This is a genomic window from Iodidimonas sp. MBR-22 (assembly GCF_029946565.1).
GTDB lineage: Bacteria > Pseudomonadota > Alphaproteobacteria > Sphingomonadales > Rhodothalassiaceae > Iodidimonas > Iodidimonas nitroreducens.
In genome coordinates, this window is record NZ_JARKVQ010000005.1 from 1 (window position 1) to 15,654 (window position 15,654).

General features: G+C 57.6%; 20 protein-coding genes. 19 read left to right on the plus strand and 1 reads right to left on the minus strand.

Annotated features, from left to right (window positions below):
* From QK300_RS05095 to QK300_RS05165, 15 genes are all read left to right on the plus strand, one after another.
* A partial coding sequence (locus QK300_RS05095; protein WP_281300808.1) for a hypothetical protein occupies positions 1-313 on the plus strand: 313 nt, incomplete at its 5' end.
* Between the two features lie 156 nt (positions 314-469).
* Positions 470-784: a DUF6127 family protein gene (locus tag QK300_RS05100; protein ID WP_052371238.1), complete on the plus strand. Its 315-nt coding sequence runs from the start codon at positions 470-472 to the stop codon at positions 782-784.
* Positions 785-798: 14 nt separating this feature from the next.
* Positions 799-1,473, plus strand: coding sequence for an HK97 family phage prohead protease (locus tag QK300_RS05105; RefSeq protein ID WP_281300807.1), 675 nt, complete (start codon positions 799-801; stop codon positions 1,471-1,473).
* The gene (locus QK300_RS05110) at positions 1,466-2,704 is read left to right on the plus strand and encodes a phage major capsid protein (RefSeq protein ID WP_281300806.1); all 1,239 of its coding nucleotides are present in this window, start codon (positions 1,466-1,468) and stop codon (positions 2,702-2,704) included. Before QK300_RS05105 ends, QK300_RS05110 begins: the two co-directional genes overlap by 8 nt.
* Before the next feature lie 127 nt (positions 2,705-2,831).
* On the plus strand, positions 2,832-3,389 hold the full coding sequence (locus tag QK300_RS05115) for a head-tail connector protein (protein WP_281300805.1): 558 nt from the start codon (positions 2,832-2,834) through the stop codon (positions 3,387-3,389).
* Positions 3,386-3,718 carry a head-tail adaptor protein gene (locus QK300_RS05120; RefSeq protein WP_281300804.1) on the plus strand — a complete coding sequence of 111 codons (333 nt, stop codon included), beginning with the start codon at positions 3,386-3,388 and terminating at the stop codon, positions 3,716-3,718. Before QK300_RS05115 ends, QK300_RS05120 begins: the two co-directional genes overlap by 4 nt.
* Entirely contained in the window at positions 3,715-4,083 is a 369-nt protein-coding gene (locus tag QK300_RS05125) for a hypothetical protein (RefSeq protein WP_042087423.1), read from the plus strand. The genes QK300_RS05120 and QK300_RS05125 overlap by 4 nt, the downstream gene beginning before the upstream one ends.
* Positions 4,080-4,481 carry a DUF3168 domain-containing protein gene (locus tag QK300_RS05130; RefSeq protein WP_281300803.1) on the plus strand — a complete coding sequence of 134 codons (402 nt, stop codon included), beginning with the start codon at positions 4,080-4,082 and terminating at the stop codon, positions 4,479-4,481. The genes QK300_RS05125 and QK300_RS05130 overlap by 4 nt, the downstream gene beginning before the upstream one ends.
* A gap of 74 nt (positions 4,482-4,555) precedes the next feature.
* Complete coding sequence (locus QK300_RS05135; RefSeq protein WP_042087431.1) at positions 4,556-4,972, plus strand: phage major tail protein, TP901-1 family; 417 nt, start codon at positions 4,556-4,558, stop codon at positions 4,970-4,972.
* Complete coding sequence (locus tag QK300_RS05140; protein ID WP_281300802.1) at positions 4,969-5,304, plus strand: GTA-gp10 family protein; 336 nt, start codon at positions 4,969-4,971, stop codon at positions 5,302-5,304. Before QK300_RS05135 ends, QK300_RS05140 begins: the two co-directional genes overlap by 4 nt.
* Positions 5,288-5,572: a phage tail assembly chaperone gene (locus tag QK300_RS05145; RefSeq protein WP_281320822.1), complete on the plus strand. Its 285-nt coding sequence runs from the start codon at positions 5,288-5,290 to the stop codon at positions 5,570-5,572. The genes QK300_RS05140 and QK300_RS05145 overlap by 17 nt, the downstream gene beginning before the upstream one ends.
* A gap of 8 nt (positions 5,573-5,580) precedes the next feature.
* A complete protein-coding gene (locus QK300_RS05150) occupies positions 5,581-5,865 on the plus strand; it encodes a hypothetical protein (protein WP_281300800.1) in 285 nt (94 codons plus the stop codon).
* Between the two features lie 15 nt (positions 5,866-5,880).
* Complete coding sequence (locus tag QK300_RS05155; protein WP_281300799.1) at positions 5,881-6,552, plus strand: phage tail tape measure C-terminal domain-containing protein; 672 nt, start codon at positions 5,881-5,883, stop codon at positions 6,550-6,552.
* 3 nt (positions 6,553-6,555) lie between these two features.
* Complete coding sequence (locus QK300_RS05160; protein WP_281300798.1) at positions 6,556-8,913, plus strand: DUF2460 domain-containing protein; 2,358 nt, start codon at positions 6,556-6,558, stop codon at positions 8,911-8,913.
* 3 nt (positions 8,914-8,916) lie between these two features.
* A complete protein-coding gene (locus tag QK300_RS05165; RefSeq protein WP_281300797.1) occupies positions 8,917-9,759 on the plus strand; it encodes a DUF2163 domain-containing protein in 843 nt (280 codons plus the stop codon).
* Positions 9,760-9,778: 19 nt separating this feature from the next.
* On the opposite strand, the gene QK300_RS05170 is transcribed toward QK300_RS05165, so the two are convergent.
* Positions 9,779-10,729: a hypothetical protein gene (locus QK300_RS05170; protein WP_281300796.1), complete on the minus strand. Its 951-nt coding sequence runs from the start codon at positions 10,727-10,729 to the stop codon at positions 9,779-9,781.
* Here QK300_RS05170 and QK300_RS05175 point away from each other — a divergent pair.
* The 4 genes from QK300_RS05175 (at position 10,728) to QK300_RS05190 (ending at position 15,608) form a co-directional block, all read left to right on the plus strand.
* Complete coding sequence (locus tag QK300_RS05175) at positions 10,728-11,237, plus strand: NlpC/P60 family protein (protein ID WP_281300795.1); 510 nt, start codon at positions 10,728-10,730, stop codon at positions 11,235-11,237. The two genes, QK300_RS05170 and QK300_RS05175, sit on opposite strands and share 2 nt — an antisense overlap.
* Complete coding sequence (locus tag QK300_RS05180) at positions 11,237-13,504, plus strand: phage tail protein (protein ID WP_281300794.1); 2,268 nt, start codon at positions 11,237-11,239, stop codon at positions 13,502-13,504. Before QK300_RS05175 ends, QK300_RS05180 begins: the two co-directional genes overlap by 1 nt.
* Positions 13,505-13,561: 57 nt before the next feature.
* Positions 13,562-14,059, plus strand: coding sequence for a DUF2793 domain-containing protein (locus QK300_RS05185; RefSeq protein WP_281300793.1), 498 nt, complete (start codon positions 13,562-13,564; stop codon positions 14,057-14,059).
* Positions 14,060-14,228: 169 nt separating this feature from the next.
* A complete protein-coding gene (locus tag QK300_RS05190; RefSeq protein WP_281300792.1) occupies positions 14,229-15,608 on the plus strand; it encodes an OmpA family protein in 1,380 nt (459 codons plus the stop codon).
* Positions 15,609-15,654 lie beyond the last annotated feature (46 nt).

A 15,654-nucleotide genomic window follows, 5' to 3' on the forward strand; every position in this document is an offset into this window, starting at 1 on the left:
GGCAGCGATTAGCGAGCTGTTTGCCTGGTATCATTCACCCGACTATGCTCCCGGCGATCTCCCGCCTGAGATTGAGGAAATGATTGAGGGATGGAAGACTGACAGCGGAGGACGCTGGCGGGATGGCAAATATGAAGGCAAGCGCTATGAGGATATCAAGCGCGATTTGATGGCGAATCTGGATCGGGTGAATGCGGGCGAACTGCCTGATGCACCGGAGGCGGATGTTGCCGATTACGGCACGATGCTGTTTCTGATCGCTACCGGACGGCTGCTGCCACCACTGGGGGATGAGGGCACCATAAGCCCCTGATCCCATGATCCTTTAGGCTGCCGCCGATGCTTTTGGGCCGCCTCGGGCCCATGATCTCAATCAATCATCACGAAGCCAATGATCAGCACCCTTTTCGGGTGCTGTGGTTTTTGGCGTTCAGCATTTGTGGATCAGAGAGAAGAGGTGGCCATTGTGATGGACCAGACCGAGGCGGCTGTTTTGGCCGCGCTTGTGGAACAGGCGCGCGTGCAAGGGGCGAATGTGCCGACTTTGCGGGCATTGGTGGAAGAGGCCAGCGAGCGCGGAGCCATGCGGGTTTTGCGCCATATCGGCCTTGAGGACGAACAGGCGCTGCGGGATGTGCGGGAATTGCGTGATCTTTTGGGCGCATGGCGGGCCGCGCGCCGGACCGCCTGGCACACGGTTGTGCGCTGGATGATCACCTGCCTGATGCTCGCTTTAGCGGCTGGATTAGCGCTGAAATTTAAACTTTTGCCGCCTGCCGGCTGAGAAAGGACCCAAAGATGATGGATGAAACGGCACGCGCTGCTTTTGAAGTGAAGGCAGCCGATGAGGATGGTGTGTTTGAAGGCTATGCCTCGGTTTTCGATCTGATCGATGATGGGGCGGATATCATCTGCAAGGGGGCGTTCAGTGCGTCTTTGAAGGTTCGCCCCCCTTCTGCGGTCAAGCTTTTATGGCAGCATGATCCGGCCCAGCCTTTGGGGGTGATCGAGGCGCTGACCGAAGATAGCCGTGGGCTTTATGTGAAGGGGCGGCTTTTACCCGATGTGGCCCGGGCGGCCGAGGCTTTATCGCTGATGCGCAATGGTGCCCTTGATGGGCTTTCCATCGGCTATCGCACCCTGAAGGCCCGTCAGGATCAGAAAAGCGGGGCGCGGATGCTTTTGGAGGTGGATCTGTGGGAGGTGTCATTGGTGACATTTCCCATGCAGCGCGCCGCCCGCATCCATGCCTTCAAGGCGGCAAATCCGCAGAGCATCCGAGATTACGAAGCCTTCCTGCGCGATGCAGGGGGCTTTTCGCGGCGTGAAGCCAAGGGGCTTGCGGCGCATGGCTGGAAGGCGCTGGACCGGCGGGATGACGGGACTGGCTGGACACAGACTTTGGCGCTGATCACCGAGATGATCGGCCAAATGGAACAGAACCAACATCATGAAGGAACGAAGCATGCATGACGATATGACAACGGCCATTGAAGTGAAGGCCGCCGTTGAGCGACTGGGTAAAAGCTTTGAGACATTCAAGGAAACCAATGATGCCGCTGAGATCGAACGTCGCAGCAAAGGCTATGCCGATCAGTTGATCGAGGAAAAGCTGGGGCGTATCGGGGCGGAAATGGATCGCCTGCAAGCGCAGGTCGAAGGTTTGTCCGTGGCCTCGAACCGCCCGGCGCTCGGGCTGGGAGGCGCTGTGGTCGCGGCGGGTGGCGAGCATAAATCGGCATTTCTTGGCGGCTATGTGCGCAAGGGGCTGGAGCGCGACCTGGCCCAATTGGAGGCCAAGGCGCTTAATACGGGCATCCCGGCGGAAGGGGGCTATGCCGTGCCCTTGGAAATCGATCATCTGATCGAGCAGCGCTTGAAGGATCTGTCGCCCATCCGTTCCATTGCATCGGTGACCCAGATCGGCTCGGCCAATTATCGCAAGCTCATTGCCAAAACCGGTCCGGCTTCGGGCTGGGTGGGGGAAAGCGATCCCCGCAGCGAAACCACAAGCCCGGATTTTGCCGAGGTGGCCCCGCCTTTGGGTGAAATCTATGCCAATCCGGCGGCGACCCAATCCATGCTGGATGATGCCTTTTTCGATGTGGAAAACTGGCTGGCGACCGAATTGGCGCAGGAATTTGCCCAAAAGGAAGGCGCTGCCTTTATCAATGGTGACGGGATCAACAAGCCCAAGGGCTTTTTGACCGGGGCGACCAGCGCATCGGGGGATGCCAGCCGCGCCTTTGGCAGCTTGCAGCATGTGGCGACTGGCAATGCCGGGGCTTTTCCGGCTTCAGACCCATCGGATATTCTGTTTGATCTGATGCACAGCCTGAAGGCGGGCTATCGGGCCGGGGCGCAATTCGTGCTCAATTCCGCAAGCCTCAATATCATCCGCAAATTCAAGGATGCGGATGGCGATTATCTGTGGCGCCCGGGCCTGGCTCAGGGGCAATCGAGCACATTGCTGGGGTTTCCGGTGGTTGAAGCCGAAGATATGCCCGCCATCGGACCGGATAGCCTTTCGGTGGCCTTTGGCAATTTTGCCCGTGGGTATCTGATCACCGATCGGATGGGCACGCGCATTTTGCGTGATCCTTATTCCAACAAGCCTTTTGTGCATTTCTATACCACCAAGCGCGTGGGCGGTGGTGTCATCAATTCCGATGCCATCAAACTGCTGAAATTCGCCATCGCCTGAGCGGCGGCGAGCACGATCAGAAAAGGGGGCAGAGGCATGGTGCATGTCTCTGCCCTTATCATATGCGCGCAGGACCGTTCGTTCGGGGCGCGTGGGCTTTTGGATCAGACGAACGGGAACAGCACAGATGATGAGCCAGCTTCAGCCACCCCTTATCGAGCCGCTTGATCTGGCCGAGATCAAGGCACATCTGCGGATCGACCATGATGATGAAAATAGCCTTTTGCAAAGCTATCTTGCCGCCGCCCGGCAGCTGGCGGAACGCATTCTGGGCCGGGCCCTGATCAGCCAGCATTGGCAATATGCTTTTGCGCGCTGGCCCGATGGCCCCCTGTGCCTGCCCAAAGCGCCCCTGCAATCCGTGATGGCGGTGCGGATCGTGCATGAAGATGGCACATCCACCCTGCTTGATCCTGATCGCTATCGGGTGGAAAGCCGCGCCGAGCCGGGCTTTGTGCTTTTAAAAAGCGGTTTGGGGTTGGTCCCGTTGGGCTTGTCCCGGGATCGTTTTGAAATTGATTTTATCGCGGGCTATGGCGATCAGCCCGGGATGGTGCCTGCCCCCCTGCGCCATGCCATTTTGCTGATGGTGGCCGCATTTCATCAATCGCGGGGGACCACTGAAAATGTTTTGTCCGGGGTGGTGCGCAGTCTGCTCGATCCCTATCGCATGGTGCGGCTATGAGCCCGGTGATTGATGCGGGCCGCCTTGATCAGCGGTTGGATCATGAACGGCCGGTTGAAACGCTTGATGAAAACGGGCTGATGCAGGTGATATGGCAGCCCCTGGGCCGCCTGTGGGCTGCGGTTAAGGTGCAAGGCGGACAAGCCGCGCGCGAGGCAGAGCGGCCAACGGCGCGCTTGTCTTATGCCCTCACCCTGCGTTCGGGGAGCGATTGCATCGAAGGCGATCGGCTGCATTGGAAGGGCCGGATTCTGGATGTGGTGGCGGTGTTGGCTCATGGAAGCGATCCCCGTTTTATCGAGATTTTATGTAGCGAGACACGGCCATGATCCAACGCCAGATCACCACATCGATCCCGATCACAAGCTTGCTGTCTCGCGATATCGAGCTATTGATCAAAAGCTTTGATGATCGGCTGGCCCGGCTGGCCCGCATGATCGCTGAGGATGCCCGGGAACGGGTGCTGCTGAACAGTAGTACGAAGCCAAGCCCGGATGGCTTGGCCAATAGCCTTGATGTGCGCGCGATCACTGGGGGCCATGAGGTTTTTACCGACAAGCCCTATGCCGTATTTGTGGAATTGGGCACCGCGCGGATGGCCGCTGAGCCATTTTTGCAGCCTGCTTTCGATCAGGCGCTGCGCATTTTAACCGATCAGTACAAAGATCAGAACCGAGCAGGAGGCAACCCATGAGCGAAGCCGGATTTGCCGCTATCAATCAGGCCATCAAGGCGCATTTATTGGCAGATGGGGTGCTGATGGGCGGGCTCAAAGGGGTTTTCGATGAACCCGATCATCGGGCCAAGCTGCCTTATGCGATCATCGGGCCGCACAGTATCAGCGATTGGTCGGCGCAAAATCTTGATGGCACGAACTGGCGGATCATCATTCGCGTTTTTTCCCGCCATCCCGCCAATCGGGAGGTGCTTTTGCTGGCCGATCAGATCAGGGCGCGTCTTTTGGATGGCGGGCTGGCGATCGAAGGCTGGCATCTCGCCCATCTGCAATTTGAAGGCCTGCAAAGCCTGCGCGATGGCGATGGGGTGAGCCAGGCACAGCTTCGCTTCAAGGCCCTTATCCATCGTCTTTGAACCACCGATTTGGAAGCACCGGTTTTGAACCGGATTTCGACCTTTTTTATCATGTGAAACAACAGGAGCGTGCCATGACGGCAGAATCAGGACGTGGCTTTCTCGTCAAGATCAGCAATGGAGAGACCCCGCCGGTTTTTTCGACCCTTGCAGGATTACGATCCACTTCATTGAGCATTAACAGCACGGCTGTGGATATTACCAACAAGGATTCCGGCGGCTGGCGGGAATTGCTGGGCGGGGCCGGGGTGCGGCGGTTGACCCTTTCGGGATCGGGGGTTTTTACCAATAGTGCAGCGGAAAGCATCCTGCGCAGTCAGGCCCTGACGGGCAGCGTCTCGGCCTATCAGGTGATTTTTGAAAATGGTGAACAATTTACCGGGCAATTCCAGATCACGGCTCTGGATTATTCCGGCGATCATAATGGCGAGCGCACTTATAGCCTGTCGATGGAAAGCTCTGGCCCGATCAGCTTCACGGTGGCCCCATGAGCGGGGTGGTGATCCATGAGCGGGGCGATGTGCTGCTGATATTAGGGGATCGGCGGGTGCATCTGCGCCCCACTTTTGCCGCCCTTGCAGCCATCGAGCAGGCCCGGGCGCCCTTGATGACTTTGGTTCATGAAGCCAGCGAAGGCCGCCCGACGTTAAGCGATATGGCTCTTGTTTTTCACCATTGCTGGCTTTTGGACAAGGGGGATGAACGGCCCGCGATCGAGGCGATTGGCGAGATGATCGTGGCAGCCGGATTGATGGCGCCGCTTCATAGCTATCGGGCTTTGCTGGCGGCGATTTTGGGGGGGCATGATGCCGATAAAGGCTGATCGGCCCGATCCTGCCAAAACTGATTGCAAAAGGCTGGATTTCAGGAAATTGGCCGGTTTTGCGATGGTTCGCATGGGCTGGTCGGCCGAAGCCTTCTGGTCATCCACGCCTGCGGATTTTTTGATGGCGCTCGATGCCCTTGATCCCCATATCCGGGCCCTGCCCGATGGGGGGATGGGATCGTTTTTCGATCATCAGGATCTGGATCGACTGATGCAGAGATTCCCTGATCAGACTGTTGACGCTGACCGGCTAAAAACGTCATAAATGGGGCCATGACCCCGCATCCAAAACGAAAATCCTTAAGAGAACGTGTGGCAGCCCGCAAGGCGGGCCTGCCGGAATATGAAGGCGTTGCCGAACCCAAACCCTGGCGCCGATGGCTGCGCTATAGCGGCATGGTGATGCAGATCATCGCCTTTGTGCTTTTGGTGATTGAGGTGTTCCGCATGATCGAAACCGATTTTTTCGGCATCGATCAAAGCCGGATCATCATCTATCTCGTGGTGTTTTTCACCGGGCGTGTGCTGCAGATGATTGCAGGCTTTTCGCGCCACTGACAGAAAAGATCAAACATGACAACAGAACTGGACGCGCTTGTCGTGAGCTTGCGGGCCGACACGCGCCAATTTCGTGCGGATATCGCGCAAGCGCAATCCGCAATGAGCGATCTGGAGGCCATGGTTACTTTGCCGCAGGATGCGATGGGGCAAAGATTATCCCAACTTGCTGATTTAAGCGGGGCGATTGACCAATCGGTACGATCCAGCTTTTCCGGCCTTGATCAATTGCTTTCGCGCTTTGTGGAAACGGGCAAGCTGTCATTTGGTGATTTGCGGTCGGTGGCTTTATCAGCGCTCAATGATATTGCGCAGGCGGCTTTGCAGTCATTGTTCCCCGGTGGGGGTGGCGGCGGGGGCGGTTTTGGTGGCGGGGGGATTTTTTCGTCATTTCTATCTGGTGTGGTGGGTTTGCCGGGCCGCGCCCATGGGGGGCCGGTGACCCCCAATCAGCCCTATATGGTGGGGGAACAGGGGCCGGAATTGTTTGTGCCACGCACGGCCGGGGATATTCGCCCCAATCGTCCGGCTTCGGGGCCGGCGGCGGCGGGCGGCAGCGGGCGGCCCATTTCCATTGTTATTAATGTTGCGGGTGGCGGCGATGGGGCGGATGCCCGCCAGCAAAGCGCCACGCAGATTGCCTTGTCGGTGCGTCGGGCGCTGGCACAGGCCCAAAGGTTTGATTGAGCCATGCTGTGGCTGGCCTCAAAGGCGGATCGCTTTGACGAGCGATCCGTCACCCGGTTCGATCCGCGTTTCTGGACCGTCAATTTTCCGCGTCCGATGATGGCGGCGGTGACCAATCCCGGTGGAGAGGCGCTTCGGGCTTCTTTGGTTTTTTATCGCCGCAATGATCTGGCGGGCCTCATCTGGGATAGTGAGGATCATTTCGATCACCCTTTGCTGGGCTATGAAACGAACCGCGATTATCGGGGCCTTGTGCTGCGTTTTCGCTGGCAAAGCACGGGCTTGCGCACATTATCCGAAAGCTTTGGCCCGACCCTTACCATCGAGGGGCGGGATGCCGCAGGCGTGCCGCGCACCTGGTTTGTCAGGCTGTGGAACTATGCCGTGGGCACCGCGACAAATGCGATTATCACTCTTGATTTCGATGATCTGGACGGGGGCTTTTTCCTGCCTGCCGAGGCCGATCCGGTTTATGCCGGTGATCTGGATCGGATGTTCATTTCGATGGTCGCGCCCGGCTATGATCCTGATGATGAAGCCCCGCTCACGGGCGGTGCTGTTGAAGGATCGGTGCTGATCAGCGATCTATCGGTGCGTGGCGGGCGGGCCGATTTGGCCCTTGGTGATGACGCCATGAAGCCCCATAGCGTGCGCATCGCCAATGGCTATGATGATAGCTTTAATATCACCCCCGCCCGATTGCTGCGCAATATCGTGCAGATGGGCTATCGCGACTGGTTTACCCATTATGTGGGGATGAGCCATTATTATACGCTGGGCTGGCGGGCTGATGAGGAACGCTGGGTCGTCGATCCTGATGCTCCGGCGCTCAATCTCGCCACCCGGGCCTGGCATCAGGATCTTTTTGCCCGTTTGGTACAGATGAAGATGACTTTGGCTTTGTCTTTGTCGTTTGAGATTTTTGCCGCGAATGCCCCGGATGAATGGGCGCAGCGCGATTATGACGGCAATCGTGCCCTGACCGGCTGGGAGCCGCCTTCAACCCTGATCGCCCCCACGAATGGGGATGCGCTTTTTTATCTCGAACGGGTTTATACGGCCTTTGGCGATCTGATGATGGCGGCGGGCCTGCCTCCGGTTTTTCAGATTGGCGAGCCCTGGTGGTGGGTATCGCTGGGTGGCGGACGGGTGCCGCATTTTTATGATGAGGCCACACGCGCGCTTTATCTACTCGAAACCGGGCTGGAGATGCCTGTGGCACATCAAAGTGCCACGGAAAGCCCCGATGGTGATCAGCAGCTTTTTCTTGATTGGCTGGGGGAAAAGCTGGGGGCAGCCACCCACCGGCTGCGCGATCATGTGAAAAATCGCTATTCCGGGGCGCAGGTGACCTTGTTGTTTTTCACGCCACAAGTGCTTGATGAGCAGGCGCCGATGCTGAAAACAGCCAATTTCCCGGCCACCCATTGGGCTTATCCGGCTTATGATTTCGTGCAGATCGAAGATTATGATCATGTCATCGATGGGGATTGGTATGCCCATGAAAAGGGCATTGAAACGGTGGTGGCCGAATTGGGCTACCCGCTCGATAAAACGCAATTTTTCAGCGGCTTCGTCCTGCTTCCCGAAGATCTGCATATCTGGCCCAATATTGAATGGGCCTTGATCGATGCCGAAAAGCGCGGATTTTCCGAACGGGTGATCTGGGCCTATACCCAGATCATGCGCGATGGGGTTGTGGTTTTTGATCAGGATATGGAGGAGCCGGATATGACCGGATTTCATGATGTGCGCCTGCCCGAAGCGGTGAGCTTCGGCTCGACCGGCGGGCCGGGATTTTCCACCCGAGTGGTCTCGACAGCTTCGGGGCATGAACGGCGCAACCGGGAATGGGATCAGGCCCGTGCTGTTTATGATCTATCGAGCGGATTGCGCTCGGCCCACGATCTTTCGGTTTTGATGGCGTTTTTCCGGGCGCGGGCGGGGCGGGCCTATGGCTTTCGCTTTCGCGATTGGGCGGATCATAGCTCGGCGGCGAATATGGGGGCGCCATCCCCCCTTGATCAGCAGATCGGCACCGGTGATGGGGTGACGCGCGATTTTCAACTGATCAAGCGTTATGGGGCGGGGGAAACAGCGCATTTGCGGCGGATCACCCGGCCGGAAAAAGAAACCGTGCGCCTTGCCGTTGATGGGGTCGAGCGCCTTGAGGGCTGGAGCTGCGACGCCGCTTTAGGGCTGGTGCGCTTTGATAACCCGCCGCTGGCGGGCGCGGTGATCACGGCGGGGTATTTGTTTGATGTGCCGGTGCGCTTTGCCGAGGACAGGCTCGCCTTATCCCTCGATGCTTTTGATGCCGGGCAGATCCCGGCCATCCGCCTTTTGGAAATCAGGGAGTAGGCCATGCGCGCGATTACCCAGGCTTTTGCCCGGCATCTGGCAGAAGATGTGACCAGCCTTGCCCTTTGCTGGCGGCTGCAAAGACGCGATGGGGTTATGCTGGCTTTGACATCCCATGATCGCGATCTGCGGGTCGATGGCCTGATTTATCGCGCCGATGGCGGGCTTTCGGCCAGTGCGGCCCGAGAAACTGCAGATCTGGCCATCGATAATCTGGAAATCGATGGGGTGCTGATGAGCCGAAGCCTTTTGGCCGAAGATTTGTCCAGCGGACGGTTTGATGATGCCCGGATTTGGGTGTTTTTGGTCAATTGGATGGACCCGGATGCGGGAAGCCTGTTGATCAAACGCGGGTCATTGGGGCGGATCACCCGGATCGATGATCGGTTTCAGGCCGAAATGCGGGGGATGACCCATGGCCTTTCAGCGGTGATGACGGAAAGCTATTCGCCGGGTTGTCGCGCCGAACTGGGGGATCGGCGGTGCAAGAAATCGCTCAATGCCTTCACCGAAACCGCCGGGCTGACCGCGATCATGAATGAAACCACCTTTCGCGGCTCCTTTGGCCCGAAACCTGCGCGCTGGTATGATTTCGGGAAAATCCGCTGGCATACGGGAAAAAATGGCGGCCTGATCAGCGAAGTGCGCAGCCATCAAGGCGATCAGATCAATCTTTTACAGGCACCACCGCAGCCCATGGCGGTGGGGGATATTTTTACCATCATCGCCGGGTGCGACAAAACATTGGCGATCTGCCGCGATAAATTTGACAATATCATCAATTTTCGCGGCGATCCCTTTGTTCCCGGTACGGATGCCCTGCTTGATTATCCGGGTCTGCTTTAGGGGCAAACCCGGATCGATATCAGGCGTCTTTGCCTGATTTGGCCGCTGGTTTTTTGCTGGCCGCACTTTTTGTGGGCTTTTTGGCTTCGCTGGTTTTCGCTGCTGCCTTGGCTGGTGCCTTGGCCTCCGATTTAGCGGGGGCTTTGGTCTCAGCTTTTGCGGGAGCCTTGGTTTCCGGCTTAGCGTCAACCGGGGTCTCAGCCTTTTTGGCCTCTGCGGCCGGGCCAGAGCTTGCAGGTTCGTCGGCCAGCGGCGCATCTGTTTTCAGGGGGCTGATGCTATCGGTATCGTCCGCGCTATCATTGGCGGGTTCTTCGGCGCGACCTTCGCTGGCGCCGCCAAGGCCCATCTGCGGCCCACTGGCGGATGGAGCCGGGCTCGTTGCCGGGCCGTTTGCGCTGTCCTGACCATTGGGATTTTGGGCATTTTGCGCGGCCTGGCTTTGCTCCATGATCTGTTTCATGAGCACTTCAGCGCGGCGGCCGATTTCCTCGATGGCTTTGGCAAGATTGCCCAGATTATAGCCCACGCCCCGAAAAACCAGAATCTGGCTGGTGGTATCATAAAGCCGATACACGCTCGATTCTTTCAAACCGGGCAGATTGATGGTTTTGGGATCGCCCACGAAATCGAACAGTACGCGCTCGCCCTTCGTGGTTTTGACCCAATCATCGAGTTTTTCATCGGCATGTTCCCACAGCTCGACAAAGCGGCGGTCGCCTAAAGCATGGCTTTCGGGAAGCTGCAACTTTTCGCGCAGCACCTCGCCCCGGCGACGGGCACGGGCGCGTGATGGCCATAAAATAGCCCCGACCTGAGCCGCAGCTGAGAGCGCCGATTGCCCGGCAAACAGAACGCCCGTCTGGTTTTTCTGCTCAAGGCACTGGTTGAAAATATTCAGCGCCGAATGGGTGTAGAGGCACTGATTGCGAAGTTCGTGCAGATAGATAATGAAAGAGTTGACGTCCATGATTCCTCACTATGGTGATGAGGCGATGATCGGTTGCGGACCGGATATTGCCTGTTCAAAGAGAAGCGATAGCACAGGCAGTGCGCAAAATAGAAGAGCGGTTTCACAATCTGATATTTTAGTGACGGCCAGATCGGTCTTGGGAACCCCCTTTCGTCATCAGGGGCGGACGCCTCAACATGGTTTCGATTGCGTGGGCCTGATCTTGTGGGTGGCCTGGGAGCTTGATCTCAGCCGCTATGATCAAAGCGGATATCCGCGCAGTTTTCGCGATGATCGCCTTTTGAAAGGGGCAGTGGCGGCTGGCTTTACCCGTGTCGATTGGCCAGAATCCGGGGATATGATCTGCTTATCTCTGGAAGGCGGCGGGGTGAGCCATGCCGGCATTTCGACCGGTAAGGGCATCATCCATGCCTGCGAGCGCGTGGGCAAAGTGATCGAACATCGCATGGATGCCGCTTGGCGGCGCTCCATTCACTGCGGCTTTCGTTTTCCGGGGATAAAATAATGGCCAGTTTGCTTTTGCGTACGGTTGGGACGGCTCTTGGTGGCTCCATAGGGGGGCTTTTGGGGGCCGCAGTGGGCGGGATCATCGATCGCTCGATCTTTTTTGGCAATGGTGGGGAGCGGGAAGGGCCGCGTCTTGATGATCTTAGCGTTCAAAGCTCGGCCCTTGGATCGCCCATTCCATTGGTTTTTGGCACGGCGCGGGTGGCGGGTAATGTTCTTTGGTCAAGCGGCCTGATTGAAAAGCGCACGCAATCAAAGCAATCTTCGGGCGGCAAGGGGGCAAAATCCACCTCCACGGTGGAATTCAGCTATTCCGTCTCCATGGCGGTGGGCTTGAGCGCCCGCCCGATCATCGATATTGGCCGGATCTGGGCGGATGGTAAATTATTGCGCGATCAGGCGGGGGCGTGGCTTTCGCCTGCGCGCCTGCGGGTTTATCGCGGGCTGGAAACGCAAGAACCCGATCCCCTGATCGAAGCCCATGAAGGTGTGGCCAATGCCCCGGCTTTTCGCGGGCTGGCTTATGCCGTTCTCGAGGGCTTGGAACTGGCCGAATTTGCCAATCGCGCCCCTAATCTAAGCTTTGAGGTGATGGCGGATGAGGGGCTGACATCTGGTCGATTATTGCAACAGATCGGCGTTGAGGCGGGGATGAGGGATATTGCCCATCTCGATATGGATCAGCCGATCACCGGGCTGGCCGTGGCCCGGGATATTGCGGCGCGGGCGGCGATGGAGGGCGTTTTGGCCCTGTTTCCGGCCAGTGCTTCTGAAGGCTCGGGACGTCTTGGGTTTCGCGGGCTTTTGAGCGGCGATGAACGGACCGTGCCGCGCAAAGATCTGGGGACGGCGGCCACCGATGGCTCGGGGGATCGGTTTTCGGTGCGGATCGAGCGGGAGCAGGGTGCGGATTTATGGCAGGAAATGGCCGTTCGTTATGGCGATCCCCAGCGTGATTTCCAGCCCTCGGTTCAGCGCGCCCGCCGCCAACAAAGCCATACGGAGCGCCGCTTTACGGTTGATAGCCCGCTTTTCGTGACGGCGGATCGGGCCAAAAAACAGGCCGAGCTTTTGCTGGCCTTATCCTGGATGAAACAGGAAAATCACCAGCTTTTATTGCCATCCGATTATGCCACTTTAGAGGTGGGGGACCGGATCGTTTATCCGGTCGATGGCCGCATGATCCGCCTTTTGATCACCGAGATGACGATCGCTGCCGATCATGTGGAGGTGACCGCTCATCCCATTGGGCCCTTGCCGGATCTGGTTCTGGCGGGGGCGGCGAGCGGGACCTTTACCCCGCCGGTGGTTTTGCCCGTGGGCAGCAGCCTTGTGCATTTGCTGGATCTGCCGGGCCTGGGTTTTGGCTCGGGTGTTGTTGCGGGTACGCCCCGATTGTTGGCGGCGATGGCTGGGCCCTCGCCGGGTTGGCGGGGGGGATCGGTTTATCTGTCGCGCGATCAGGGAGAAAATTACGATCTCATCACCAGCAGCCGGGCCAGCGCCATCATCGGGGAAACGGTGACGACCCTGCCTGCGGGAACTGCGGTTTATTGGGATGAGCATCACGAGCTGTTCATAAGGCTGGTGCGCCCCGACATGGCTTTGGAAAGCCGTTCGGCTTTGGCGGTGCTTAATGGTGCCAATGTGGCGGTGGTGGGCGATGAAATCATTCAGTTCCGCAATGCCCGTTTGGAGCCGGATGGGCGCTATAGATTGAGTGGCTTGTTACGGGGTCGTAATGGAACCGAATGGGCGATGCCCGGGCATCAGGCGGGGGAAAGATTCATTCTGCTTGATGGCGGCGCGCTTTTAGAGATCGAAGCGCCCGTGGCTTTGATCGGGCAATCAACCCTGATAAAGGCGGTTTCGGTCAATGCGGCCCTTGATGACATGGATGCCAGTGTTTTCAGCTATGGTGGGCGCGCCCTGATGCCTTTGGCGCCCGTGCATGTGCGAGGCCAGCGGCTGCCTAATCTTGATCTGGCCATCCAATGGCTGAGGCGCACGCGGGTGGGGGGCGATTGGCTCGATGGCCGCGATGTGCCTTTGGGTGAAGAGGCTGAGGGCTATGAGCTTGATATCCTTTTAAACGGTGTGCGCCTGCGGACCTTGAGCACATCAACCCCATCGCTGATCTATAGCCTTGATCAGCAAATGGCGGATTTCGGCAGCCCCCAAAGCCGGATCGAGATTGCCCTGTATCAGATGAGCGCCACTGTTGGGCGGGGCTTTGCCGCATCCGGCTTTGTGGAGATGGCATAGCCAATTTCGCGATCAAATCGTCAGCTTCATTTCAAAATATGTGTACCGGAGACCATCATGACTCAATCCCCAAGATATGCCTTTCCTTTTATTTTGACCAATCAGTCTCAAAAAGAAATCACCCATAATGAGGCGATTGCCCGCATTGATCTTTTGCTGCATTTGCATATAGAAAGCGCTGTTTTGGCCGCTCCCCCTGAAGAACCGCAAAATGGTCAGGCATGGATCGTGGCGGCCGGGGCATCGGGGGCCTGGGCCGGGCATGAAAACCAGATTGCCCAATGGCTTGATGGGGGCTGGATTTTTGTGCCGCCGGTCACCGGCATGCGGGCGTGGCTTGCGGATCGCCTGTTTGATACGATTTATGATGGCACATTCTGGCGCAGCGGCGATGTGTGGGCGGATCGCTTTACCATCTGGGGGCAACAGGTGGTGGGGCCGCGCCAGCCGGCGATTGCCGATCCTGCGGACGGTGAGATCATCGATGCGGAGGCGAGAGCCACGCTGAGGCAGATTTTATCGATGCTACGCACCCATGGACTGATCGGCAGTTGAGTGGCGATTGATCTGTGCGTGCAACAACCTAAGATCATAATCATCATGATTTCGACAAATTTTAAAGGCTATAAATTAAAAGGCTTATCTGGTGCTGTTTGAGGCGGTGCGTTAGGATATGCCGCATCGGTCGGATAGACATAATATTTGCGTTTATAAGGGGATCATCGTGAGAATATCATTGGTTTTGTTGGCATCATGCAGCTTATTGCCATTCGGCGCATTGGCGATGGCGCAGGAAACAACCCAAGGCGAGGACGGAAATTTCTATGGCGCCGTTCGGGCCGGGGTCAATTGGGCCCATGACGAGGCTTTGGAAGGTAATTTCAGATCAAAAGATGATCGCGATACCGGGTTCGTGCTGGGCGGCGCTTTTGGTTATGATTTCAAGCCCATTCGTGTGGAGCTTGAATATCTTTATCGCCGCAATGATCTTGATGGTCTTGATGTGCGTGCGGATGGTGGTGCCGGTGCGGCTTTGGGCCTTGCGGCCCTGTCTGGCCCTGTAGCGCTTGATGATTCGCGGGTCAGTGCATCGACCATCATGCTCAATGCCATCTATGATGTTCCTGTGGTGCGCGGAATTCAGCCTTATCTGGGGGTTGGCCTTGGCTTGGCTGTGGTGGATACGGAATATCGTTTGGCCGGCGGACAATCCCTTTTGAACAGCAATACGACCGAACCGGCTTTTCAGGCTTTGGCTGGTTTAAGCTCTCCCTTGAGCGAGCATTGGACGGCGGAACTGGGCTATCGTTTTCTGGTGACGGGCCTCAGTGATCTTCAGGTGGCCGATAGCATCGATGCACGGGGAAAATACAAGGCGCATTCCGTGCTCTTTGGCTTGCGCTATGCCTTTGGCGGCAATGGCCAGGCGGCCCCCAAACGCACCGCCGCACCCGCTCCTGCACCGGCTCCTGTCGCAGTTAATCAACCACCACAGGCCAATGATGATCGCGCCCGGGTGATGGCGGGTGAAAGTGTTGAGATTGATGTGCTGGGCAATGATCGTGATGCCGATGGCCGGATTACCGGCATTGCCACCATTGGTGAAGCCGGGCATGGCACCATTACACGCGGCGAGTCGGGTCGTTTGCGCTATCAGGCCGACCCCCGCTTTGTTGGCCAGGATCGCTTTACCTACAGCATTCAAGACGATGCAGGCGATGTGGCAACGGCTACGGTGATGGTGGATGTTCTGGCCCCCGAAATTGGCCCCTTCATCGTGTTTTTCGATTTTGACAGCACAAAGATAACTGCGGATGCCCAGCAGATTTTGCAGGATGCAGCCGATGCCTTTGCCAAATATGGCATTGCCCGGGTTGAGCTTGTGGGCCATGCGGACAAGGCCGGACCACAAGCCTATAATGAAAAATTATCGCAAAGGCGCGCGGATCAGGTGAAAGACGCTTTGGCTCGCATCGGGGTGCCGGACGGGGTCATGACGACGCTTGCCAAAGGCGAGCTTGACCCGCTGGTGCCCACCAATGACGGGGTGCGCGAACCGCAAAACCGCCGTGTGGAGATTTTATATCCCCAACCCGGCGAATAAGCGGGCAGCGCTCTTTTTAAGCAAGGCCTGAAGCCTTATTCTGGAG

Coding starts and splice junctions, on each gene's coding strand:
- QK300_RS05100 (WP_052371238.1), top strand. CDS start 470: ATGGACCAGACCGAGGCGGCTGTTTTGGCCGCGCTTGTGGAACAGGCG.
- QK300_RS05105 (WP_281300807.1), top strand. CDS start 799: ATGATGGATGAAACGGCACGCGCTGCTTTTGAAGTGAAGGCAGCCGAT.
- QK300_RS05110 (WP_281300806.1), top strand. CDS start 1,466: ATGCATGACGATATGACAACGGCCATTGAAGTGAAGGCCGCCGTTGAG.
- QK300_RS05115 (WP_281300805.1), top strand. CDS start 2,832: ATGATGAGCCAGCTTCAGCCACCCCTTATCGAGCCGCTTGATCTGGCC.
- QK300_RS05120 (WP_281300804.1), top strand. CDS start 3,386: ATGAGCCCGGTGATTGATGCGGGCCGCCTTGATCAGCGGTTGGATCAT.
- QK300_RS05125 (WP_042087423.1), top strand. CDS start 3,715: ATGATCCAACGCCAGATCACCACATCGATCCCGATCACAAGCTTGCTG.
- QK300_RS05130 (WP_281300803.1), top strand. CDS start 4,080: ATGAGCGAAGCCGGATTTGCCGCTATCAATCAGGCCATCAAGGCGCAT.
- QK300_RS05135 (WP_042087431.1), top strand. CDS start 4,556: ATGACGGCAGAATCAGGACGTGGCTTTCTCGTCAAGATCAGCAATGGA.
- QK300_RS05140 (WP_281300802.1), top strand. CDS start 4,969: ATGAGCGGGGTGGTGATCCATGAGCGGGGCGATGTGCTGCTGATATTA.
- QK300_RS05145 (WP_281320822.1), top strand. CDS start 5,288: ATGCCGATAAAGGCTGATCGGCCCGATCCTGCCAAAACTGATTGCAAA.
- QK300_RS05150 (WP_281300800.1), top strand. CDS start 5,581: ATGACCCCGCATCCAAAACGAAAATCCTTAAGAGAACGTGTGGCAGCC.
- QK300_RS05155 (WP_281300799.1), top strand. CDS start 5,881: ATGACAACAGAACTGGACGCGCTTGTCGTGAGCTTGCGGGCCGACACG.
- QK300_RS05160 (WP_281300798.1), top strand. CDS start 6,556: ATGCTGTGGCTGGCCTCAAAGGCGGATCGCTTTGACGAGCGATCCGTC.
- QK300_RS05165 (WP_281300797.1), top strand. CDS start 8,917: ATGCGCGCGATTACCCAGGCTTTTGCCCGGCATCTGGCAGAAGATGTG.
- QK300_RS05175 (WP_281300795.1), top strand. CDS start 10,728: ATGATTCCTCACTATGGTGATGAGGCGATGATCGGTTGCGGACCGGAT.
- QK300_RS05170 (WP_281300796.1), bottom strand. CDS start 10,729: ATGGACGTCAACTCTTTCATTATCTATCTGCACGAACTTCGCAATCAG.
- QK300_RS05180 (WP_281300794.1), top strand. CDS start 11,237: ATGGCCAGTTTGCTTTTGCGTACGGTTGGGACGGCTCTTGGTGGCTCC.
- QK300_RS05185 (WP_281300793.1), top strand. CDS start 13,562: ATGACTCAATCCCCAAGATATGCCTTTCCTTTTATTTTGACCAATCAG.